The following is a 22,748-nucleotide window of genomic DNA, read 5'->3' as shown; positions in this document are numbered from 1 at the left end:
ATGGTGAATACTCTCTGTGACGTTCTGTGATATCCGACGTTGCCGGGCAGGGGGAACGAGGATTATCCGGCGGAAAAACCCCGAAGGGATATTTTATGCGCTACGTCACAAAACCTGCTAGACTGCGCCCCTTCATGGCATTGTGGTTTTTGCCATCTCTTATTGCAATAATCTCCCCGAAAACTACGCCTGTCATGGGCCGGGGCGGTTTGGAGTTGTTATGTCTTTTGATTCCCTTGGCCTGAACCCTGATATCCTGCGCGCTGTCGCTGAACAAGGTTACCTTGAGCCAACCCCAATTCAGCAGCAGGCGATCCCTGCGGTGTTGCAGGGTCGCGATCTGATGGCCAGCGCCCAGACCGGCACCGGCAAAACGGCGGGCTTTACGCTGCCGCTGCTGCAGCATCTGATCCAGAAAGAGCCGCATGCCAAAGGTCGTCGCCCGGTGCGTGCACTGATCCTCACGCCAACCCGTGAGCTGGCTGCCCAGATCGGCGAAAACGTTCGCGATTACAGCAAGTACCTGAATATCCGTTCGCTGGTGGTCTTCGGCGGCGTGAGCATTAACCCGCAGATGATGAAACTGCGCAGCGGCGTGGATGTACTGGTGGCGACCCCTGGGCGCCTGCTGGATCTTGAGCACCAGAATGCTGTCAGCCTTGATAAGGTTGAGGTGCTGGTACTGGACGAAGCAGACCGCATGCTGGACATGGGCTTTATCCACGATATCCGTCGCGTGCTGGCGAAGCTGCCGGCTAAACGACAGAACCTGCTGTTCTCCGCGACCTTCTCTGACGACATTAAAGCCCTGGCGGAAAAGCTGCTGCATAACCCGCTGGAGATCGAAGTCGCTCGCCGCAACACCGCTTCCGAGCAGGTGACGCAGCACGTGCATTTCGTTGATAAGAAGCGCAAACGGGAACTGCTGTCACAGATGATCGGCGAAGGTAACTGGCAGCAGGTACTGGTCTTTACCCGTACCAAGCACGGCGCCAACCATCTGGCAGAGCAGCTGAACAAAGACGGCATTCGCAGCGCGGCAATTCATGGTAATAAAAGCCAGGGCGCCCGTACTCGTGCCTTAGCCGACTTTAAATCCGGCAGCATTCGCGTGCTGGTGGCCACCGATATCGCCGCGCGCGGTCTGGATATCGAAGAGCTGCCGCACGTAGTGAACTACGAGCTGCCGAACGTACCGGAAGATTATGTTCACCGCATCGGTCGTACCGGTCGTGCTGCCGCCACCGGCGTAGCGCTGTCGCTGGTCTGCGTCGACGAGCATAAACTGCTGCACGACATCGAACGTCTGCTGAAAAAAGAGATCCCACGTATCGCGGTTGCAGGTTATGCGCCGGATCCGTCGATCAAAGCTGAGCCGATTCAAAACGGTCGCCAGCAACGTGGCGGCGGCGGTGGTCGTGGTCAGAGCCAGGGGCGCGGTGGTCAGGGTCAGGGGCGTAGCGCTCAGGGTCAGGGCCGCAGCCTGCAGTCTGATCCACGTCGTCAGGAAGGCGATGCGCCGAAAGCCGGAGCCAGGCCTTCTCGTCGTATCGGTGATGCCAAGCCGACCGGCGAGCAGCAGCGTCGTCGTCGTCCGCGTAAACCCGCGGCGGCTGAATAACGCTATTTCCCGCAGTTATGTCACCGGGTTGTAGTCTGGTGATATAACTTCCCCCGGATGGTGGCAATCACGCCGTCATTCGGGGCGTTTTCTTGCTTGCCCTGCGGTTCGCGCCCGGGCGTTATCAAATCCCGAGCCTCATTCCACATTACGCAGAAAGAAATTCCTCCCGACCGGCAAAAAGTGTCACAATAGTGGCTGTTTATACAGTATTCAGGTTTTCTCATGGCTTTGACCACTGCGCTAAAAACGCAAATCGCCGCCTGGTATAAGGCGCTTCAGGAACAGATTCCGGACTTTATTCCCCGTCCACCGCAGCGGCAGATGATTGCTGATGTGGCGAAAACGCTCACCGGGGAAGAAGGACGACACCTGGCAATTGAAGCCCCCACCGGCGTCGGGAAAACCCTGTCCTATCTGATCCCCGGGATTGCTATCGCCCGTGAGGAGCAGAAAACGCTGGTGGTCAGTACCGCCAACGTGGCGCTGCAGGATCAGATCTACAGCAAAGATCTGCCGCTACTGCGCAAAATCATCCCCGACCTGCGTTTTACCGCCGCCTTTGGGCGCGGGCGTTACGTGTGTCCGCGAAACCTGACGGCGCTGGCCAGCACCGAACCCACCCAGCAGGACCTGCTGGCATTTCTGGATGACGACCTGACGCCGAAGAATCAGGCTGAGCAGGTGCTGTGCGCAACGCTGAAAAGCGATCTCGATAACTACCGTTGGGACGGCCTGCGTGATCATACCGATAAACCCGTCGACGATGCGCTGTGGAGCCGTCTGAGCACCGATAAGGCCAGTTGCCTGAACCGCAACTGTCACTACTATCGTGAATGTCCGTTTTTCGTCGCCCGGCGTGAAATCCAGGAAGCGGAAGTGGTGGTGGCGAACCATGCGCTGGTCATGGCGGCGATGGAGAGCGAAGCGGTACTGCCGGAGCCGAAAAACCTGCTGCTGGTGCTCGATGAAGGCCATCATCTCCCGGACGTCGCCCGCGATGCGCTGGAGATGAGCGCCGAGATGACCGCCCCGTGGTACCGGCTGCAGCTGGACCTGTTCAGCAAGCTGGTGGCAACCTGCATGGAGCAGTTCCGCCCTAAAACCACGCCGCCGCTGGCGAACCCTGAGCGTCTGACCAGCCACTGCGAAGAGCTGTATGAGCTGATCGCCTCGCTGAACAACATTCTTTCGCTGTATCTGCCCGCCGGTCAGGAAGCCGAGCATCGCTTCCCGATGGGCGAACTGCCGCAGGAAGTGATGGACATTTGCCAGCGGCTGGCAAAACTCACCGAAATGCTGCGCGGGCTGGCGGAGCTGTTCCTCAACGATCTCGGCGAGAAAACCGGCAGCCACGATGTGGTCCGTCTGCACCGGGTACTGTTGCAGATGAACCGCGCGCTGGGGATGTTTGAAAGCCAGAGCAAGCTGTGGCGACTGGCGTCGCTGGCCCAGTCTTCCGGCGCGCCGGTGACTAAATGGGTCACGCGCGATATGCGTGACGGGCAGGCGCATATCTGGTTCCACTGCGTTGGCATTCGCGTCAGCGACCAGCTCGAAAGATTGCTGTGGCGCAGCGTGCCGCATATTGTCGTCACCTCCGCGACGCTGCGCTCGTTGAACAGTTTTTCACGTCTGCAGGAGATGAGCGGGCTGAAGGAGAAAGCGGGCGACCGCTTTGTGGCGCTGGACTCCCCCTTTAACCACGTCGAGCAGGGCAAAATCATTATCCCGCAGATGCACTACGAGCCGCTGATCGATACCGAAGAGCAGCATATCGCCGAAATGGCGGCCTATTTCCGCGAGCAGGTCGAGAGTAAAAAACACCTCGGGATGCTGGTGCTGTTTGCCAGCGGCCGGGCGATGCAACGTTTTCTGGAACACGTCACCGACCTGCGTTTGCTACTGTTGGTACAGGGTGACAAACCGCGTTACCGGCTGGTGGAACTGCACCGCAAGCGGGTTGAAGGTGGCGAGCGCAGTGTGCTGGTGGGGCTTCAGTCCTTTGCCGAAGGACTTGATCTCAAAGGTGAGTTGCTCAGCCAGGTGCATATTCATAAAATCGCTTTTCCGCCGATCGACAGCCCGGTGGTGATTACCGAAGGGGAATGGCTCAAGAGCCTGAATCGCTACCCGTTCGAGGTGCAAAGCTTGCCCAGCGCCTCTTTCAATCTGATTCAGCAGGTCGGGCGCCTTATCCGCAGCCATAGCTGTTGGGGCGAAGTGGTGATTTATGACAAGCGTTTGTTGACCAAAAATTATGGTAAGCGTCTACTGAACGCATTGCCCGTTTTTCCAATAGAACAGCCTGCCGTCCCTGAGGTTACCGTCAAAACGAAAGCCAAACAGACCCGCCGTAAACGGCGATAATAATGCGATGTCGGCGATGTGAGCAGCTAACAGGAGTCTTCGATGGACTACAGCAAGATCATTAAAGAAGTCGGGCGCGGGAAAAATCACGCGCGTGACCTGGATGTGGATACTGCCCGTACGCTTTACTCGCGAATGCTCGACGGCGACGTGGCCGAACTGGAGCTGGGCGGAATTTTAATCGCCTTGCGCATTAAAGGCGAAGGCGAAGCGGAAATGAAAGGCTTCTACGAAGCCATGCAGCAGAAGACCTTGCGTCTGACGCCGCCCGTCGCCAGGCCGATGCCGATCGTGATCCCCAGCTACAACGGCGCGCGTAAACAGGCCAACCTGACGCCGCTGCTGGCGGTGCTGATGCATAAGCTCGGCTTCCCGGTGGTGGTCCATGGCGTCAGCCACGATCCAACCCGGGTACTGAGCGAGACGATTTTTGAGCTGATGGGCATTCCGGCAACGATACATGCCGGCCAGGCGCAGGCCCGGCTGGACAGTCACGAGCCGGTCTATATTCCGGTCGGCGCATTCTGCCCACCGCTGGAGAAGCAGCTGGCCCTGCGCTGGCGGATGGGGGTACGTAACAGTGCGCATACTCTGGCGAAACTGGCGACGCCGTTTGCCGAAGATGCGGCGCTGCGTCTGTCGAGCGTCTCGCATCCGGAGTATGTCGGCCGGGTAGCCGCCTTTTTTGCCGAGACCGGCGGCCGGGCGTTATTGATGCACGGCACGGAGGGTGAGGTGTATGCCAACCCGCAGCGTTGTCCGCAGATTAGCCTGATCGCGGGGGCGCAAGCGCAGGTCTTGTATGAACGGCAAACCGAGGTTGCGGAGGCGCCTGTGGTCCTCCCGGAATCAAAAGATCCGCAGGTGACCGCTCGCTGGATTGAGCGCTGTATGACGGGGAGCGAACCGCTGCCGTCGTCGCTGCGTATTCAACTGGCATGTTGCCTGGTTGCGACTGGCGAAGCGGCCACGTTTGAGCAGGGACTGGCGAAGGTCGCAGAGCACTGGTAGCTCGCGGGTCGCTTGTTGGTCGCTTGTGGCTAGCACGCAAAAAAAAAGCCCGTCCGGTGGCGCGGACGGGCAAACAAGGGTATTTCAAGGGTTTTTTCAGGGGGTAATACAGTGGCTCGCGCTTATTTATAGATAACCGCGGTACCGCTCAATTTGTTGTTGGTGTTCGCAGAAGTGATGCTGTAGCCGGTTGCGCCAGCAGCACTTGCTTTCTCAGCCAGTTTTGCTTCCAGACCGTCCAGCGTCGTTGCGCCTTCCGCAGAAACCACACCAATTTTGTTCATGCTTTCAGCCTGAGCCGACGTTACCGGCTGAGCGGCAAAAGCACCAAAGGACAGGGCAGACAGGGCAATAGCAGCGGCAGCATATTTAATGGTTTTCATAGTCAATCTCTCGCAGGTTATTTTGTTAAGGGGACGATGTTCCGTCGATGTGATAAGTATCACGTTTTTTTGCGAGATATAAAATCGAAGGAAATTAACAGTCTCCATCAATTTTTTTGAATCATTATTAATTTATTGAATATTAATAAATTATTTGTCGCCGAAGTCACCGCAAGGGCGATAGCGGCGTGGAGAAAGTTTGAAGGGCACAGATTGCTACTTTATTCGCCAAAAAACGTGCGCGAAAAGATAACGCCTTCTGCGGTAATGAACGGTAAAGGAGAGTCAGCGAAGCTGGCTGTCCTTGGAGCCTCTGCGATTATATCCTGAAAATGTATTGTTATGTAAATCTTTATCCTGTTGGCACTTCACGCAGAATCTGACCCCCGGGATTGCCTTACGCCGGGCCTCCGGAATCGGCTCTCCGCATTCATCACAAAATTTGTGGCTCTCGCCGCTGGGAAGCGCATTTCTCGCCCGCGCGACCGCATCGTCGATGGTACTGTCGATTTGATCCTGTACAGCGCCGTCGTTCGCCCAGCCTGATGCCATGCTGCACCTCCAAACCGTTTTCTTCATATCAGTATAGAAAAGCGGGCGCAGAAAAAGCATCAATAAGAGTCAGATTTCTGACCATTCCCGCAGCAGGTTGTGATAGAGGTTGAGCAGCGACAGCACTTCGTCACTTTCGCCGTGGCGGCTTTTCAGGGTTTGTATATTGCGATCCAGTTCGAACAGCATGCCGCGCCGTTTGTCGTCGCGAATCATCGACTGCACCCACAGAAAAGAGGCCACGCGCACGCCCTGAGTGACCGGCATGACCGAGTGCAGGCTGCTGGAAGGGTAGAGCACCAGATCGCCGGCCGGCAGTTTGACCGAATGCTGACCATAGGTGTCGTTAATCACCAGTTCGCCGCCTTCATAGCTCTCCGGGGTACTCAGGAACAGCGTGGCGGAAAGATCGGTGCGCATCCAGCCGTTCTGCGCGTGGCTGCGTACCGCACCGTCAACATGAAAACCGTAGGTTTCGCTCTGCTGGTAGCGGTTAAACAGCGGGCTGGAGATCGTTTTTGGCAACGCCGCTGCGAAAAACAGCGCGCTGCGATTTAACGCCGCCAGCACGTGGTTCTGCAGTTCGTCATACAGTGGGCTACGGGTATCCACCTGCTGGTTTTTCTTCACCTGCGCGCCCTGATCGCCGGTAGTGGCGCGACCGTCTACCCATTCGGCCTGCTGCAAGCGCTGGTTAAACGCGGCAACGTCCTGTGGGCTGAGGACGGCGGGAATATGGTACATCATCTTTGGTTCTCCAGAGAAAACGGGGCGTTAACGCCCCGTATCGGATCAGAAATGCACATTGGCGGTCAGCAGGAACGTGCGTGGCTCGCCCGGGTGATAACGGTAGCCGCTCTTGTTGATGGAAGCGACGTAATTGGTATCAAACAGGTTATAGACGTTCAGCTGCAGATCGACGTTACGGTTGATGCGATAGCCAACCTTGGCATCGGCCACCCAGTAACCTTCGGTGTGGGACGGCGTCCCGACGGCACCATCGCTTCCGCGACGCATGCTGCCAACGTAACGTGCGCCTGCGCCAAGCGCAATCGCATCGGTGGCCTGGTACTGGCTCCAGACGGTAAAGGCGTGCTCCGGGGTATACGGTAACGCGCTGGTGCCATCCTGAGCCACGTCGGACCCTTCACTGATGCTGGCGCGCTGCTGGGTATAGCCGCCGATGACCTGCCAGTCCGGGGTAATATTCCCGGCCAGCGACAGTTCATAGCCTTCTACCCGCTTCTTACCGTACTGCGAGTAAGTACCGTCGTCGTTTTGCTCGACTTCATTCTCAATGTCGGTACGGAAAATCGCCGCCGTCAGCAGCAGGCGCTTATCTAACAGCTCCCACTTGGTGCCCACTTCGCTGGTTTTCGCTTTCTGCGGCTTGAAGTCGGTACGGTTGGCGCTGTTGCCGGTACCGCTCTGCGCCAGGGCAAAGTTGTTGCCGCCCGGCGGTTGCTGCGAGATGGCGTAGTTGACGTAGATGTTGCCGCTATCGGTCAGGTGATACAGCGCCCCGGCTTTCCAGTTAACCAGGTTGCCGCTGGTGGAAGTATCGACGGTGGTAACCGGGGTATTTTTCGCCACGCCGGTCGGGCAGGCTATGGCACCGCGGCCGGTACCGCCACACAGGCTTGAACTGTCGTATTTGGTCTGGTAGCTGTCCAGACGGATGCCGCCGTTAATCTCGAAATCACGGGTAATCTGCAGCGTGTCGAAGGCATATACGCCGAAGGTATCCGTCTGCCCGTTGGCATTGGCGCCGCTGTGGTTCAGGCCACCCACGGAAACGCCGCTGTTCGGATGGTAGATGTTCACCGGTGGTGCGGTAATAGGGTAAACCCCGTAGTTGACCTGGGTTTCGCGGGTGAACTCGATGCCGGTGCTCACGTCATGCTCCACCGTGCCGGTGTAGAAGGTCGAGGTCAGGTTGGTCTGGTTAGTGACGATTTTATTGCTGACGTCTTTGGTGTTCATGTTGCGCGACCAGGTCCAGGTACCCACGTCATTCGGATTCGGCTGGGTGATGTTGGACGCGCCGCCCATGATGGCGGTCATCAGGTAATCCTGCTTCACGCGTGACCAGCGGGTGGTGTTGCGGATCGTGGTCGTGTCGTTCAGATCGTGCTCGAAGCGCATGGTCACGGTATCGGTGGTGGAGTCGTCGTAATCGGAATCCGTACCGTAGAAATTGCTGGTGGCAACTTTACCGGAGCTGTTGAGGGCGGCGGTGCCAGCGGACGGCGCGGAATATCCCGGCAGGCCAATGGTCGGGATGCCGCCGTCAGGCGTATTGTGCTGGGTGACATGCAGGTAGTTAAGATACAGGCGCGTCCCGGTGTCGAGGCCAAAGGCGATCGATGGCGCCACGCCGTAACGCTCATTCTCGACACGATCCCGTCCGGCATCGTGGTTTTTCTCACCCATCAAATTCAGGCGCACGGCGCTGGTTTCACCAATTTCCTGGTTGATATCCAGCGTACCGCGGCGCGACCAGGCGCTACCTGCGCTGACGGAAGCGTCAATACCGGAGGACAGGCGTGGCTGTTTGCTGATCATATTGATCGAGCCGGTTGGGGCGCTGCGTCCGTAGTCGGAACCGGACGGGCCTTTGATCACTTCAACCTGTTCGGTGTTGAAGGTGTCACGGGTAACGCTGCCGATATCGCGAATACCGTCAACGTAAATGCTGTTAGAGGTGTCGGCCCCGCGCATGTAGATCGCATCACCGGTCGATGAGTTACCGTTTTCACCGGCATAGAAGGCCCCGACCCCCGGGACGTTTTTCAGCGCATCGGTCAGGTTGGTAACGCCCTGATCTTTCATCACCTGCTCGGAGACCACCGTGACCGTACGGGTTGTATCAACGATCGGGCGGGAAAACTTGGGATCGGCAGATTGTGCCGGGGCATATAACGACGGGGTTTGCGCTTCCACAACCAACGTTTCGTCGGCATGTTGTTCAGTGCTGTCGGCTGCCAGCACCTGACCTGTTGGAGAAAGGCTAAGACACAGGCCGGTGAAAATTGTCAGCGAGTTAAAGCTACTGAACGGTAGCTGATGTTTTTTATCCATTTTCAATGAGCAACTTATTGTTTTAATTAGTCATTATTGCCACTGGCAAGCGATGCTTCGTGGCGTCCACTGCAGGTGATTTGTTAAAATAACAATGCGTTTGATAATGATTTTGATAATTATTATCAAATGACGGCGAATTTTTATCACTCATTAATAGAAAAATAAACACATTTATTTACATGAACTGCAATTTTTCTACATAAACAGAGATGATGAGCCACGGCGGGGCCTGTGGCGGCATGGAAGGGCCAGCGATCGGGGCGGGCTGGCCCGTAAACATGAGCATTACTTATAGATGATGGCAGTACCCGACATCTTATTGCTGCTGTTGGCGGCGTTGATGCGCCAGGCGACAGCCCCTTGTTCCCGGGCCTTTTCCGCCAGTTTCGCTTCTAAATCATCGAGATTGCTGGCGCCGGAAGCCGACACGCTACCGACCGGGCGTAACGGGCCGCTCTCGTCGCTGAGCGACGGTGGGGGCGTCCCGGCATGGGCAATAAAAGAGAGAGTGACAAAGACGAGGGGGATGAGTAACAGCGGATGTCTTTTCATGAGCATATCCTCATTAACAGCATGGGACATACCTTAAGTTTAGGTCTTTCTGGCAGGCGCGGTAGGATAAATCAGCTGCCCGACCAACCGGCCGGGCCACTGGGATCGGGAACCGCAGGCGTTAGCGGGCGTCCGGGCGGATCAGATCGAAGCGCAGGCTCTCATCAATCGTGTAGTAGGCGCTCGGCCCACCGGCGCGCAGTATTGGTCGGGCCTTCGCGGTTTGATAAATACCATCTTCCAGTAGGGCATCGTCGATATGCACCGCCACGACTTCACCCAGAACCAGCCAGCTATCGACAGCGTCCCCGTCGGCGGTGGTCAGGCGAATGCATTGAGATAGCCGGCATTCGAAGTTCACCGGGCTTTCCGCGACCCGGGGTGCGGCGACGAGGCGGCTGGCTGCGGGGGTCAACCCGCCACGCGCAAACTCATCTTCGCTGCGCGGAATGCTGGCCGAGGTCTCGTTCATGGCTTCCGCCAGCTCGCGGGTCGCCAGGTTCCAGACAAATTCTTTGGTTTCGACAATATTCTGTACACTGTCTTTCCATCCGCTGCTGGCAAAGCCAATAATTGGTGGCCGATAGTTAAAGCAGTTAAAGAAGCTGTAAGGGGCAAGATTGCGCTGCCCTGCGGCGTCCAGAGAAGAAATCCAGCCGATGGGTCGTGGTCCGATAATCGCGTTTAGCGGGTCGTGCGGCAGGCCATGTCCCTGTGAAGGTTGATAGAAATACATAGAACACCCGTAACCGAAGAGTAGATATCCAGACTCCCTTATTTACCGCGCCGCCGTCAACGGGTATCTTACGCGGCTGTTCAAAGGAGATTGCCATGAAAGCCCAGAAACCGGGATTACACCCGCGTAACCGTCACCATCAACGTTATGACTTGCCCGTGCTATGCCAGGCTCACCCCGAGCTGCAAGGCTTTATCACCCTGAATCCGGTGGGCGAGCAGACCATTGATTTTGCCAATCCGCTGGCGGTGAAGGCGCTGAATAAGGCGCTGCTGGCGCACTTTTACGCGGTGAAACACTGGGATATTCCGGACGGCTTTTTATGCCCGCCGGTGCCGGGAAGGGCGGATTATATCCATCATCTGGCCGACCTGCTGGCGCTGGATAGCGGCACCATCCCCGAGAATGCCAGTATCCTGGACATCGGAACCGGTGCAAACTTAATCTATCCGCTGATTGGCGTGCATGAATATGGCTGGCGCTTTACCGGTAGCGAAATCAGTCAGGAAGCGCTCTCCAGCGCGCAGGCGATCATCAGCGCCAACCCTGGGCTCAGCCGTCAAATCCGTCTGCGTCGGCAGAAAGAAAACGGTGCGATCTTTAGCGGAATTATTCATAAAAACGAGACCTTCGAGGCGACGTTATGCAACCCGCCGTTCCACGACTCAGCCGCCAGCGCGCAGGCCGGCGGTGAGCGCAAGCGCCGTAACCTCGGGCTGGGGGCGGACAGTGTGATGAACTTCGGCGGCCAACAGCAGGAGCTGTGGTGTGAAGGCGGCGAAGTGGCGTTCATCACCCAGATGATCCGCGAAAGCCAGGCCTTTGGCCGCCAGGTGAAATGGTTTACCTCGCTGGTTTCACGCGGCGATAACCTGCCGCCGCTGTACCGTGCGCTGACCGAGGTTGGGGCGGTGAAGGTGGTGAAAAAAGAGATGGCCCAGGGACAGAAGCAGAGCCGCTTTATCGCCTGGACCTTTATGGATGAGGCTAAACGCCGCCGTCCACTGTAATACTGGCCTGCGAGCCAGCGCGGATGGTCAGCCCCGGTGGGCTGACACCACATTATGTTGGTTCTGAGGGCATCGGCGGTGCCCCGGGGGCGGAAATCGCGGCGGGCATCGGCAGCACCTGATAGGTTTGCACCGGTGCGCGAACCCCCGCCAGGTCGAAGTGTTTTTTCACCTGGGTGTCGAGGGCGAAGCGGACCGTCCACTGCTTCAGCGGCAGGGTGGTGAAGGTAACCCGCAGCGTAAACGCCGTATTGCTCAGGCCGACCAGCCCGGCATAGGACGGTTCGCCGATCACCAGCCCACGAATCTCCTCCTGATCCATCACATCCGCCACCGCCGCTTTCAATGCCTGCGCGGCTTTATCCAGATCTTCCTGTCTGTCGACGTCGTAGTTGGCAACCACCGAACCGATACCGCGCACGAAGTTGGCGAAGGTGGTGATCGAAGACCACGGGATAATATGGTACGCGCCGGTATCCTGACGCACGCCGACGGACCGAATCGACATCCTCTCCACGGTACCGGTTAACGGACCGATAGTTACCAGATCCCCGGTGTTCATTCCGTTCTCAAACTGGATAAAAATGCCGGTGATAATATCTTTCACCAGCGTCTGGGCGCCGAAAGAGATGGCCAGACCCAGTGCGCCAGCACCGGCCAGCAGCGGAGCAATATTTACCCCTACTTCCGACAGCAGGATCATCACCGTAATGGTGCTGATGATTACCGCCAGCGCGTTGCGAAACAGCGTCAACAGCGTACGGGCGCGAGCGCCGGGCAGCGGGCGACCGTGAATATCAGAAGCCAGGCGGTTCTCAATCAGGCTGGCAAGCAACGTCCAGCCGATGGCGGAGAAGAAGAGGATCAGCGCGATGCGGATCAGCACATCCACCGCTTTCTGCCCGGCACCGTGCTGCATCCAGTTCCAGAAATCGAACAGACCCCAGGCGCTCAACAGCAGCATCACGGCGACGCAGACTACCAGGATACGGGCGGCCTTTAGCGAAACCGAGATCCAGCCGTTGAGCCGTTTTTGCAGTTCCGGATAAAGACGCTGCGTCTGCGCCGACAGGGTGATGGTTTTGGCGATCCAGCGCGACAAAATGCCGGAGAGCAGCGCCGCGGCGCCAATGATAGCCAGGCTGCGCACCGTCGCCCCCATCATAAATTTTAGGCTGTTGCCGGGGTCGAAGAGCGAAAAGAAAAACAGCACGATAAAGTAGGCGCAGGCCAGCCAGTGCCAGACCAGCGCAAAAGCGCGGATAAACAGACTGAAGAAGGCCAGCGAGCGATCTGCCAGCTGGATAAGCCCCAGGGTAATCATCTTTTTATTGTGGAAAATCAGGTACAGCGCCCACAGGGTGATGCACAGCATAATGACCACATTCGCCAGCGCCCCGACCTGCACATTGACCTGATTAGAGATAATCGGCACCGCCACGATCAGGCCGTAGCCAATCAGGCTGCTGAGCGCGCTCAGGCGCAGGTTCCAGTATTTTGCCCCCTCATCGCTTATCACAAAGGGCCGAAGCTCTGCCACCCGTGGGCAGAATATCAGCCGCAGAATGGCTTTAAAGAACTCAATCAGGGCGAAGGCGTTGAGAAACAGGCTTTGCTGGAAAGCGATGGTCCGGTTGTCACCGTTAAAACGGTCGCTGAGCATCTGGCCGACAAACAGCGTCAGCGCCAGCAGCAGCAGGTCGAAGATAAAGGCCCCGGCGATGGTTGCCGGGAGGTGCAGCCAGTTGCTGCGGTCGTGGTTTTTACGCCGTCCCCATTGGCCCATTTTGCGATACAGCGGCAGGGCCGCCAGCCGCACCAGCCACCAGAAGGCAAACACCAGCGAGGCCAGCAGCAGGAAGTAGCCGGCGGCGTTGCGAAAGGTGTCGGCATGGAAAGGTTTATGGGTGGAGGCGGTGATATTGCGCCACAGCTGCGAGAACCGCGAGGCAAAGCGCTCCCCGTACTCGCGGCTGACCTGGGTGACGTTTTCCAGCACCGTGCGCTCATCAGTCACCTCTGGCGGCGTCAGCGCCGGGGTCGTGGCCGGTGGAGGAGTAGCGGCTGCGGAACGGAGCTGGTCGATCAGCTCCTTACGTGCGCTTTCATTTTCCAGCACGTCAGCCAGCGCCGCATAGGCCGCTTTTTTGGTCTCAAGGTCGGGTTCGCTGCTGGCTGATGATTGTTCAGCAGTGGCCGTTGGAAGGCCTGGCAACGCGGCTGCCGACAGCGGGGCGGCAAACAGCGAGGCGAGCAGTAACAGGATCCACGGCACGGGAGACTCCTTTCTTCTTCAAAACGATTAAGTATAGAAGTTGAAAAGCAGGTTATCGGCGTGAGAGAAATCTGGAAAGCGGCTCCCCAGGGTGGGGAGCCGTTGGAGACATCAGGCTACGTGCTGCAGGAACTCGCGCAGACGCGGGCTCGGCGGGTTCTTCACCAGTACCTGCGGATCGCCATCTTCGGCAATGCGCCCTTTATCGATAAAGATCAGTCGCGATGCCACTTTCTCAGCAAAACCGATTTCGTGGGTCACGATCACCATGGTCATGCCTTCCTCGGCCAGATCCTGCATCACCTTCAGTACTTCGTGGCGCAGTTCCGGATCGAGGGCGGAGGTTGGTTCATCAAACAGCATCATTTTTGGCTTCACCGCGAGGGCGCGAGCGATGGCCACGCGCTGCTGCTGCCCGCCCGAGAGCTCGGAAGGGTAGTGGTGAGCGCGTTCGGCGAGGCCGACTTTCTCCAGCAGATCTTTCGCCAGTTTTTCGGCGGCCTCTTTGCTGGCGCCACGCACGCGCAGCGGCCCGAACATGACGTTCTCCAGTGCGGTCAGGTGTGGGAACAGGTAAAACTGCTGGAATACCATGCCCGCTTCCTGACGAATCAGGCGCTCGTCGACTTTCGGGTCATTGACCTTCAGGCCGTCGACAATCAGTTCGCCGCTGGTGATCTCTTCCAGCTTGTTGATGCAGCGCAGCAGGGTTGATTTGCCGGAACCGGACGGCCCGATAATCACCACCACTTCGCCTTTGCTGATCTTCAGATCGATATCGTGCAGCACCTTGGTCGGGCCAAAGTGCTTGGAAACATTTTTAAATTCAATCACAGGATTTTCATCCTTCTTTCAAGACGACGCAGAATAAAGCTCAACACCAGGGTGATGATCAGATAAATCACGGCAACGGCGCTCCAGATCTCCAGCGCGCGGAAGTTACCGGCAATAATCTCCTGGCCCTGGCGGGTCAGTTCAGCCACGCCGATGACGATAAACAGCGAGGTATCTTTGATGCTGATGATCCACTGGTTACCCAGCGGCGGCAGCATACGGCGCAGCGCCAGCGGCAGAATCACGTGACGGATGGTTTCGCGACGGGACAGGCCGAGGGCCAGGCCAGCTTCACGGAAGCCTTTGTGAATAGAGAGCACCGCCCCGCGGGTGATTTCTGCGATATAGGCACCGGAGTTGATCATGATCGTCACCACCGCCGCCGAGAACGGGTCAATACGTAAATCATTAAACGCCATTGGCAAGGCGAAGTAGATAAACATGACCTGGACGACGATGGGGGTGCCGCGGATGATCTCAATGAAGACTAACGCAACGTGGTTGGCAATCCAGCCGCCAAAGCAGCGGGCGAAACCGGCGACGAGGCCGATAATCAAGCCGCCAGCAAGGCCGAGGACGGAGATCCACAGCGTCATTTTGGCGCCTTCCAGCAAAATTGGAATGGCGGGCCAGATGGCACTCCAGTCAAACTGCATAATGTGTTCCTGTTACCGTGTCGAACAACAGAGGTCACCCTCTGTGAAAAAATGACTCAGGTCTGCGGTGAGAGAATGCCCGGATAACGGATTGTGGCGATATCCGGGGAGTCAAACCTCAGCAGACCTGTAAGAAGAGATGCTGATTATTATTTTGGCTCAGTACCGAACCATTTTTTATAAATTTCGTTGTAGGTGCCGTTTTCACGCAGTGTTTTCAGCGCGCCGTTCACCTTTTCACGCAGTTCGTCGCTGCCTTTCGGGAAAGCGATACCGTAGTCCTGCGCTTCCAGAGAGCTTCCGACAGCTTTGAATTTGCCCTGGCCAGCGGTTTTGATGAAGTAGAGGATGTTTGGGGTGTCATGCAGGACCGCATCGGCACGTCCGGTTCCTAACTCCATATAGGCGTTATCAATGTTCGGGAACTGACGCAGGTCTTTGGTCTTGATGTTGGCTTTGGCATAGTCAACGGAACCGGTGCCACCTTTAACCGCGACCACTTTGCCGTTCAGGTCTTTCACATCTTTGATGTCGTTGTTGTCGGCTTTCACCATCACCAGCAGACCGCTCTTATAGTAGCCATCGGAGAATTCGATCGCTTTCTTGCGTTCTTCAGTAATGGTAATACCCGCCAGCGCGAGGTCGATGTTTTTGGTTTGCAGCGCCGGGATGATGCCGCTGAAATCCATTGGCTTCAGGGTGTAGTCCAGTTTCAGCTCTTTAGCGATCGCGGCCCACAGGTCAACGTCGAAGCCGACGTATTTATCACCTTGTTTAAATTCAAACGGAACAAACGCCGTATCGGTTGCAACAATCAGTTGCTTTTCAGCGGCCTGGGAAGAAACCGCAAAAGCCAGGGTCAGTGCAGCCAGTGAAACTTTAAATACAGACTTCATAGCATTTCCTTTTATATCCACGGGACGATCCCCTGCGAGAACGGGTAACTGCATGAAATAATCGTGCCAGTTTTACAACTTGTTGTTTTATAACAAACGAGGCGAATCCTGTTGCACGGTTTAGGGTAAAGGGAACGGCAAATGCACCGTTATGGGGCGTCGTTTTGGTGCGTCATTAACGCATCGCTTAACAAGTGCATTTTTAACGCAAACACCAGGTGGAAACAATCTTGCCGTAACGATTGTGTGAGGTAATTATTACAATTGATTTACCTTAGCGCACATTTTGCTCAATGCTGTGCACTAAAGTGGTGCAGATAACGGCGAAGGGGATAAAAAGGCGTATTTCTGAGGATAATCTGAAAAAAAGCCGCCAGCGATGCTGACGGCGACAGGCGAGGATCAGGCGATATTGGCTTCGATGAACCACAGGAATTTATCCAGATCGCGGGATGCCGCGGTGAAGATATCGGCGGTGTCTTCGTCTTTGCTCTCTGCGATGGCTTTACGCACATCATTAGCCACAATGGCGTAGCGATCGGCCAGCTCTTTCAGGTGCTCCTGAACGCTGTGGATATCCAGCGGGTAGCTTTTCAGCGGGGTCTGGCTGTTAATCACCTGGGTAGTGCCCAGCGCGACGCCGCCAAGCTGCACGGCACGTTCCGCCATGGTATCGAGATGCTCCGTCAGCGCGGTGCGGAAACCGTCGAGCATTTCATGGACGGCGATAAAGTTGGCGCCGCGCATATTCCAGTGAGCCTGTTTGGTAATCAGCGACAGGTCGATGAACTGGACGACCTGACGATTGAGCAGCTCGATGGTGGCCTTCTTCTCCTGATCTGCCACATCGTTGCGGGTATAGAGCAGGTTGGATGCTTTCGTTTTAACCAGTTTTGCAGTCGTCATCGTGTCATTCCTCTTGATATTTATACTCGTCATACATCAATTTTACATTGACCGGAGTAAGTGTAGTCGATCACTGATGGGACTCATTATAACAACGGATTGGGCAACGCGGAGGGCGGTAGTCTCTATCGGTTTGATAGCGTAGAGTTGTTGACTGTTTTGTAAGTTATATAAAATCAATGAGTTAAATGTGAGCATGACCGCTCCGCATGGCACCTGTGGCCATGCGGAGCGGTCATGCAGAACTAGCTGATATCGACCTTTTCGATTTTGCTGTCCCGACGCATGGTTAAGGTGGAGCCCATCGAGGCGAGGATAATCGCCCCCAGCGCCAGGGTTTGCGTTACCGTCAGCGTTTCGCCGAGGAATACCATTCCGGAGAGGGCGGCGAGGGCCGGTTCCATGCTCATTAAGGTGCCGAAGGTTCGGGTGGGCATGCGGGTGAGGGCGATCATCTCCAGCGAGTAAGGCAGTGCCGTAGAGAGCACCGCGATAGCCAGACCCAGCGGCAGCAGCGCCCACTGGAACAGCGTATCGCTGGCCTGGATCATGCCGAGTGGCACAAAAATCACCGATGCAATCAGCGAACCCATCGCCACCGTGGCCGGGCCATGTTCTTCCCCGGCGCGTTGCCCGGTCAGGATATAGACCGCCCAGCAGGATCCGGCGCCGAGCGCCAGCAATGCACCGATCGGATCGATCTGGGCGACATCTTGCCCCAGCGGCAGCAGAAACCACAGCCCCAGCACCGCCAGAACCACCCACACGAAATCGAGCGGACGACGCGAGCCAAATAGCGCGACCGCCAGCGGGCCGGTAAACTCCAGCGCCACCGCAATCCCCAGCGGAATACGTTGGATGGACAAATAGAAGAGGTAGTTCATCGCCCCTAGCGAGAGACCGTAGAAGAGTAACGGCAGGCGTTGTTCTGCGGTGAAGCGCAGACGCCAGGGTTTAAAGACGATCGCCAGAATCAGTGTGCCCAGCGCCAGACGCAGCGCGGTGACACCCGGTGCACCGACGAGCGGGAACAGTGATTTTGCTAACGATGCGCCGCTCTGAATAGAAACCATCGCGACTATAATGACCAATATCGGCAGCCATGCCGGTACTTTGCGGGACGAGCCGGGCATCCTTTCTCCTGTCAGGGTTTGTCAAATGAGGTAAAGGTTCCAGTGTAAATGATGAACCCTTCCGCGGTTTAGCTATTGTTGAAAAAAACGCAGACGAGATGCGTACAATACAGCGCAACGAGTAGATTAAACGACTAGTAGATTAGGAATTATCTGGATGCACGCCCTGTGAATAATGCGCGTTAATAGCAGGGTCTTCGATTAAAATGGTTGTTTTCCAGATTGTTACAGAATTGCGGAAACTTTTGGTTACAGGAAAAGCACTGTTAGACAGTGTAAAGTGAAAAGAGTTTCTCGAAAGTTTTTGATATATTTAAAACTTAGGACTTATTAGAAACACATTTGAGGTGGTTATGAATAAAATTGCACGTTTTTCAGCACTGGCTGTTGTACTGGCAGCATCCGTAGGTACCGCTTTCGCTGCAACTTCTACCGTTACCGGTGGTTATGCACAGAGCGACATGCAGGGTGAAGCCAACAAAGCAGGCGGTTTCAACCTGAAGTACCGTTACGAGCAAGACAATAGCCCGCTGGGTGTTATCGGTTCCTTCACCTACACTGAAAAAGATCGTACCGAAGGCGGCGTTTACCAGAAAGGCCAGTACTACGGTATCACTGCAGGTCCGGCTTACCGTCTGAACGACTGGGCTAGCATCTACGGTGTTGTTGGTCTTGGCCACGGTAAATTCCAGGACAACAGCTACCCGAACAAGCACGACATGAGCGACTACGGTTTCTCCTACGGTGCTGGTATGCAGTTCAACCCGATCGAAAACGTTGCTCTGGACTTCTCCTACGAGCAGTCTCGTATTCGTAACGTTGACGTTGGTACCTGGATCGCTGGCGTTGGTTACAGCTTCTAATCACTTCGGTGATATAAAAAATCCGCCTCACAGGGGCGGATTTTTTTTGCCTGAAATCTGGCTGCCGCTGACGGGCAGCGGCGGGCGGCGTTAGTGAATGGTGAAGGCGTCGGTGCCCAGATGGCTGTACTCCACCTTCTGCAGCTGGAAGTTGGTGATAAAGGTTGGCCCGGCACGCTGTTCAGAGATAAAGCGATAGCGCGGGGTAATCTCCTTGGCGCTGATCCCGGTCCACTGCGAGAAGAAGGCGAGGAAATCGTTAGCGGAACGCTGTGCCTTAATGACCTTATGCGCTTTATCATCGCTGGATAACACCATAAACGGCACCTGGAAGTTTTGCTGATATTTATCGTCGTGCGCCAGGTACTGCACCTCTTTACCGCGCTCTTTAAAGGCCAGACCGTGATCGGAGAAATAGGTCATCGAGAAGCTATCGCCAGAATTTTGCAGTTGATGATAGAGCTTGCCCAGCAGCGAATCGGTTTGCGTCATGCTGTAGAGGTAGCAAGAGGTCTCTTTCGACTGCACGAAGACGGTATATTTGCCCTTGGTACGGTCGCAGGCCTGCGGATGCGAACCCATCAAATGCAGGACGATTAGCTGCGGCTGGGTGCGCTGCACCGAGAGCACCTGTTCGGTCAGCTTTAAAAGCTGCTCATCCTGGGTATTTTTATTGGCTTCAAAATCGCCGTTTTTGAGGAACTGTACCTCATCCGCGCGTTTGGCGATGCTGGCGATCGCCGTATCGTATTCGCCAATCTGGCCCTGATTGGAAAACCACCACGTCTGAAAACCTGCGCGGTTCGCGAGGGTGACAAAGTTGTCCTGATACAGCGGTTTCCCGTCGACGACTCGATTGAGCGTCAAGCCGAGGGATTTTTGCGTCGAGCCGCTGGCGGCAATGTAGTCATTAAACAGATAGCCATTCACGGAACTGGCAAACGGCGTATTGTTCCAGTGCCCGCCAAAGGCCCCGAGCGCATCACGGCGCGCGCTTTCCCCGATCACCACCACATAGAGATGGTATTTGGGTTTGACCGCCATCACGTGCCAGCTGTCTTTCATGTTGGCCAGCTGCGCCATGCGCGACTGCTCATCCAGCACTTCATTATTATTAACTACCACGTCTTTCACGAAGCGAAAGGCAGGGTAGCCGGTATCGATCACTTTAAACACGCCGCCCCAGGCCAGGTTCTGCACCGGCTGGAGGAAGAAAATTGCGATACTGAACAGCACGCCGAGTATTTCTACTTTATTCAGGCGTTTGCGCTCTTCCGGTTTCCGACGCACGGCAATCACGCCGAGCGCAAGAATAAAGACCCCCAACAGGTAGTTGTACCAGGGGAAGATGGTCAGAATTTCCGTCGACTCTTCGACGTTGGTGGCGTGCAGCGCCAGCAGCGTATTGAAGTTAGGCGCGCCGTAGGCCTGCCCGAAAGGGTAGTAGAGCGCGGCGAGCAGGGAATAGCATCCCACCACGACTTTTTGCGCGCGCGGGAACGTGCGCCACAGCAGATGTAGCACGCATGTAAATGCGACAGTATAGAGCAGACTAAATTCGTAGCCGAGGGCCAGGTTAATTAGCAGAGACTGTAAAAAATAAAATCCTGTCCATGGATTGGGGACTAAGCCCCGGGCGACCAGCGTTTCTTTCAGGGTGACATTCATAGTTAATAATCAAAAAGACGCCATGTGCATCCCCTGGCATCAAGGGGTAAAACCTGCTGGACAGTGCCTGAAGAGGGTCTCTGTGAGCCGCAGTAGTGGCAGGGCTGACAAACGATAGGGCTTGCAAATGATAAGGTCAACCAGGCATAACGGATTGTTTTGAGAGAAAGCTTACAAAACTTGAAAAAAGTGGCGGGATTGAGGCGAAGCGAGCCAGTATGACGGCCAATTATGACAGAAAAATGAAGCGGCGTGCCGCGACGCCGCGTTACTGGTTGGGTTTTTGCTGACGATTTTTGCCGTTCATCAGGTCGCACAGCATGTTAATCAGCATTAAGCGAACCTTGAAAGGGGAATGAGTAAACACGCGTAAACACCTCTTAAATTCGTTCATGGGACCTCCTGTAGTTTCGCCCTTCGCTCCTTGAAGGATGCCTGCATTACATACAGATATAGCACAGGCTATATCTTATAGCTATGGCTAAAACGTTAATTTTTTGTGCTACGGGCCCAATCATTTACAATGGGGATCTTTTGAGATGATGCTTGATGCGTCACTGGTATGAGGAAGCACAATGAACCGTCGCGCGGGTAAACCTATAACAAAAAAAGTGACGCAGCTTGTTAATGTCGAGGAACACGTTGAAGGGTTCCGCCAGGTGCGCGAAGCCCACCGTCGGGAGCTGATCGATGACTATGTTGAGCTGATTTCCGACCTGATTCGCGAAGTGGGTGAAGCCCGTCAGGTGGATATGGCCGCACGTCTGGGGGTTTCGCAGCCGACGGTCGCGAAAATGCTCAAACGGCTGGCTACCGTCGGCCTGATCGAACAGATCCCGTGGCGCGGCGTATTCTTAACCCCGGAAGGCGAGAAGCTGGCCCACGAGAGCCGCGAGCGTCACCAGATCGTCGAGAATTTCCTGCTGGTGCTCGGCGTCAGCCCGGAGATCGCCCGCCGCGATGCCGAAGGGATGGAGCATCACGTCAGTGAAGAAACCCTGGTGGCATTTCATCAGTTCACTCTGAAACACGGCTCGCAAGGCGAATGAACCTGCCCTTTGTTCAGTCGCTGGCGCGCGACCGCTTTTTACATCTGCTGCTGATCGTTGCCTGCGTCTTAAGCTTTTTCGTGCCCTTTGCGCCGAAACGCTGGCCCCAGGCGATCGACTGGCACACGATTATCGCGCTCAGCGGGCTGATGCTGCTGACCAAAGGGATTGAGCTCAGCGGCTATTTTGATGTGCTGGGCCGCAAAATGGCGCGCCGGTTTGCTACCGAGCGGCAGCTGGCGCTGTTTATGGTGCTGGCGGCGGCGCTGCTCTCGACTTTTCTGACCAACGATGTGGCGCTGTTTATCGTCGTCCCGCTAACGCTTACCCTGAAGAAGTGGTGTGCGATCCCGGTGAACCGGCTGATTATTTTTGAGGCGCTGGCGGTCAACGCCGGCTCGCTGTTAACGCCGATCGGCAATCCGCAAAATATCCTGTTATGGGGACGCTCGGGCCTGAGCTTCCCGGCCTTTATCGGGCAGATGCTGCCGCTGGCGGCGGCGATGATGTTGACCCTGCTGGCGCTGTGCTGGTGCTGTTTTTCCGCGACCCGACTGCATTTTCAAAGCTCGGACCGGACGCCGTCGTGGCAGCCAAAGCTGGTATGGGGCTGCCTGGTGTTTTATCTGGTTTTCCTGGCAGCATTAGAAATGAAGCTTGAGCTGTGGGGGCTGGGGCTGATTGTCCTTGGTTTCCTGGTGCTGGCGCGCGCGGTGATTATCCACGTCGACTGGTCTCTGCTGCTGGTCTTTATGGTGATGTTTATCGACGTGCACCTGCTGACTCAGCTGCCGGCTCTGCACCAGCTCCTGAGCGGCGTCGGCCAGTTGTCTGCGGGCGGCCTGTGGCTGACGTCTATTGGGCTTTCGCAGTTTATCAGCAACGTCCCGTCCACCATTTTGCTGCTCAACTATGTTCCCCCTTCAACCTTGCTGGCCTGGGCGGTTAACGTCGGCGGCTTTGGGCTGCTGCCCGGCTCGCTGGCGAATCTTATCGCGCTGCGCATGGCCTCGGACCGGCGGATTTGGTGGCGTTTCCACCTTTATTCTCTGCCGATGCTGCTATGGGCCGCGCTGGTGGGGTATCTCCTGCTGCTCTGCGTTGCCTGATGTTCAGAGAATTGGGCAAGAAACAGACAGAATCACCACA

21 protein-coding genes are annotated in these 22,748 nt (G+C 56.1%); 7 read left to right on the top strand and 14 right to left on the bottom strand.

Going from position 1 to position 22,748, the window contains the following annotated elements; all coding sequences use genetic code 11:
* Positions 1-220 precede the first annotated feature (220 nt).
* The 3 genes from rhlE to ybiB all read left to right on the top strand — a co-directional run bounded on the left by rhlE (position 221) and on the right by ybiB (position 5,002).
* A complete protein-coding gene (gene rhlE / locus ACMYSN_RS07180) occupies positions 221-1,621 on the top strand; it encodes an ATP-dependent RNA helicase RhlE (RefSeq protein WP_462497530.1) in 1,401 nt (466 codons plus the stop codon).
* Positions 1,622-1,846: 225 nt separating this feature from the next.
* Positions 1,847-3,991 carry an ATP-dependent DNA helicase DinG gene (gene dinG / locus ACMYSN_RS07175; protein WP_462497529.1) on the top strand — a complete coding sequence of 715 codons (2,145 nt, stop codon included), beginning with the start codon at positions 1,847-1,849 and terminating at the stop codon, positions 3,989-3,991.
* Positions 3,992-4,033: 42 nt separating this feature from the next.
* The gene (gene ybiB, locus ACMYSN_RS07170; protein ID WP_462497528.1) at positions 4,034-5,002 is read left to right on the top strand and encodes a DNA-binding protein YbiB; all 969 of its coding nucleotides are present in this window, start codon (positions 4,034-4,036) and stop codon (positions 5,000-5,002) included.
* Positions 5,003-5,124: 122 nt separating this feature from the next.
* Here the strand turns inward: ybiB and ybiJ are convergent, their stop codons facing one another.
* The 6 genes from ybiJ to ACMYSN_RS07140 form a co-directional block, all read right to left on the bottom strand.
* Complete coding sequence (ybiJ, locus tag ACMYSN_RS07165) at positions 5,125-5,385, bottom strand: DUF1471 family protein YbiJ (RefSeq protein ID WP_123756062.1); 261 nt, start codon at positions 5,383-5,385, stop codon at positions 5,125-5,127.
* 285 nt (positions 5,386-5,670) lie between these two features.
* A complete protein-coding gene (locus ACMYSN_RS07160; RefSeq protein WP_123756063.1) occupies positions 5,671-5,937 on the bottom strand; it encodes a DksA/TraR family C4-type zinc finger protein in 267 nt (88 codons plus the stop codon).
* A 69-nt stretch (positions 5,938-6,006) separates the two neighbouring features.
* Positions 6,007-6,684, bottom strand: coding sequence for a PKHD-type hydroxylase (gene ybiX / locus ACMYSN_RS07155; RefSeq protein WP_462497527.1), 678 nt, complete (start codon positions 6,682-6,684; stop codon positions 6,007-6,009).
* Positions 6,685-6,729: 45 nt separating this feature from the next.
* Positions 6,730-9,018: a catecholate siderophore receptor Fiu gene (locus tag ACMYSN_RS07150; protein ID WP_462497526.1), complete on the bottom strand. Its 2,289-nt coding sequence runs from the start codon at positions 9,016-9,018 to the stop codon at positions 6,730-6,732.
* A 288-nt stretch (positions 9,019-9,306) separates the two neighbouring features.
* On the bottom strand, positions 9,307-9,573 hold the full coding sequence (locus tag ACMYSN_RS07145; protein WP_123756066.1) for a YdgH/BhsA/McbA-like domain containing protein: 267 nt from the start codon (positions 9,571-9,573) through the stop codon (positions 9,307-9,309).
* 121 nt (positions 9,574-9,694) lie between these two features.
* Positions 9,695-10,309 carry a flavin reductase family protein gene (locus ACMYSN_RS07140; RefSeq protein ID WP_462497525.1) on the bottom strand — a complete coding sequence of 205 codons (615 nt, stop codon included), beginning with the start codon at positions 10,307-10,309 and terminating at the stop codon, positions 9,695-9,697.
* Between the two features lie 95 nt (positions 10,310-10,404).
* Between ACMYSN_RS07140 and rlmF the strand changes: the two genes are divergently transcribed.
* On the top strand, positions 10,405-11,319 hold the full coding sequence (rlmF, locus tag ACMYSN_RS07135) for a 23S rRNA (adenine(1618)-N(6))-methyltransferase (protein WP_462497524.1): 915 nt from the start codon (positions 10,405-10,407) through the stop codon (positions 11,317-11,319).
* A gap of 52 nt (positions 11,320-11,371) precedes the next feature.
* Here rlmF and ybiO read toward each other — a convergent pair whose 3' ends face one another.
* From ybiO to rhtA, 6 genes are all read right to left on the bottom strand, one after another.
* Positions 11,372-13,594 carry a mechanosensitive ion channel family protein gene (gene ybiO, locus ACMYSN_RS07130; protein WP_462497523.1) on the bottom strand — a complete coding sequence of 741 codons (2,223 nt, stop codon included), beginning with the start codon at positions 13,592-13,594 and terminating at the stop codon, positions 11,372-11,374.
* Between the two features lie 111 nt (positions 13,595-13,705).
* On the bottom strand, positions 13,706-14,428 hold the full coding sequence (gene glnQ, locus ACMYSN_RS07125; protein ID WP_462497522.1) for a glutamine ABC transporter ATP-binding protein GlnQ: 723 nt from the start codon (positions 14,426-14,428) through the stop codon (positions 13,706-13,708).
* Positions 14,425-15,084, bottom strand: coding sequence for a glutamine ABC transporter permease GlnP (gene glnP, locus ACMYSN_RS07120; protein ID WP_100684049.1), 660 nt, complete (start codon positions 15,082-15,084; stop codon positions 14,425-14,427). Before glnP ends, glnQ begins: the two co-directional genes overlap by 4 nt.
* Positions 15,085-15,233: 149 nt before the next feature.
* Positions 15,234-15,980, bottom strand: coding sequence for a glutamine ABC transporter substrate-binding protein GlnH (glnH, locus tag ACMYSN_RS07115; protein WP_123756071.1), 747 nt, complete (start codon positions 15,978-15,980; stop codon positions 15,234-15,236).
* A gap of 402 nt (positions 15,981-16,382) precedes the next feature.
* Positions 16,383-16,886, bottom strand: coding sequence for a DNA starvation/stationary phase protection protein (gene dps / locus ACMYSN_RS07110; RefSeq protein ID WP_462497521.1), 504 nt, complete (start codon positions 16,884-16,886; stop codon positions 16,383-16,385).
* 245 nt (positions 16,887-17,131) lie between these two features.
* A complete protein-coding gene (rhtA, locus tag ACMYSN_RS07105) occupies positions 17,132-18,019 on the bottom strand; it encodes a threonine/homoserine exporter RhtA (RefSeq protein WP_462497520.1) in 888 nt (295 codons plus the stop codon).
* Positions 18,020-18,372: 353 nt separating this feature from the next.
* Here rhtA and ompX point away from each other — a divergent pair, with 353 nt between their 5' ends.
* Positions 18,373-18,882: an outer membrane protein OmpX gene (ompX, locus tag ACMYSN_RS07100; protein ID WP_123756074.1), complete on the top strand. Its 510-nt coding sequence runs from the start codon at positions 18,373-18,375 to the stop codon at positions 18,880-18,882.
* 90 nt (positions 18,883-18,972) lie between these two features.
* Here the strand turns inward: ompX and ACMYSN_RS07095 are convergent, their stop codons facing one another.
* Both ACMYSN_RS07095 and mntS read right to left on the bottom strand, forming a co-directional pair.
* Positions 18,973-20,550: a phosphoethanolamine transferase gene (locus ACMYSN_RS07095; RefSeq protein WP_462497519.1), complete on the bottom strand. Its 1,578-nt coding sequence runs from the start codon at positions 20,548-20,550 to the stop codon at positions 18,973-18,975.
* Positions 20,551-20,818: 268 nt separating this feature from the next.
* Positions 20,819-20,944, bottom strand: a complete 126-nt coding sequence (gene mntS, locus ACMYSN_RS07090) for a manganase accumulation protein MntS (RefSeq protein WP_462497518.1) — start codon at positions 20,942-20,944, stop codon at positions 20,819-20,821.
* A gap of 181 nt (positions 20,945-21,125) precedes the next feature.
* Between mntS and mntR the strand changes: the two genes are divergently transcribed.
* Positions 21,126-21,599, top strand: coding sequence for a manganese-binding transcriptional regulator MntR (mntR, locus tag ACMYSN_RS07085; protein WP_123756077.1), 474 nt, complete (start codon positions 21,126-21,128; stop codon positions 21,597-21,599).
* Entirely contained in the window at positions 21,596-22,708 is a 1,113-nt protein-coding gene (locus ACMYSN_RS07080) for an anion transporter (protein ID WP_462497517.1), read from the top strand. Before mntR ends, ACMYSN_RS07080 begins: the two co-directional genes overlap by 4 nt.
* The last annotated feature ends 40 nt before the right edge of the window (positions 22,709-22,748 follow it).

The organism is Klebsiella sp. R445, assembly GCF_051131755.1.
In the GTDB taxonomy this organism is placed as follows: domain Bacteria; phylum Pseudomonadota; class Gammaproteobacteria; order Enterobacterales; family Enterobacteriaceae; genus Klebsiella; species Klebsiella lignicola.
This window is presented reverse-complemented; position numbering and strand designations above follow the sequence as displayed.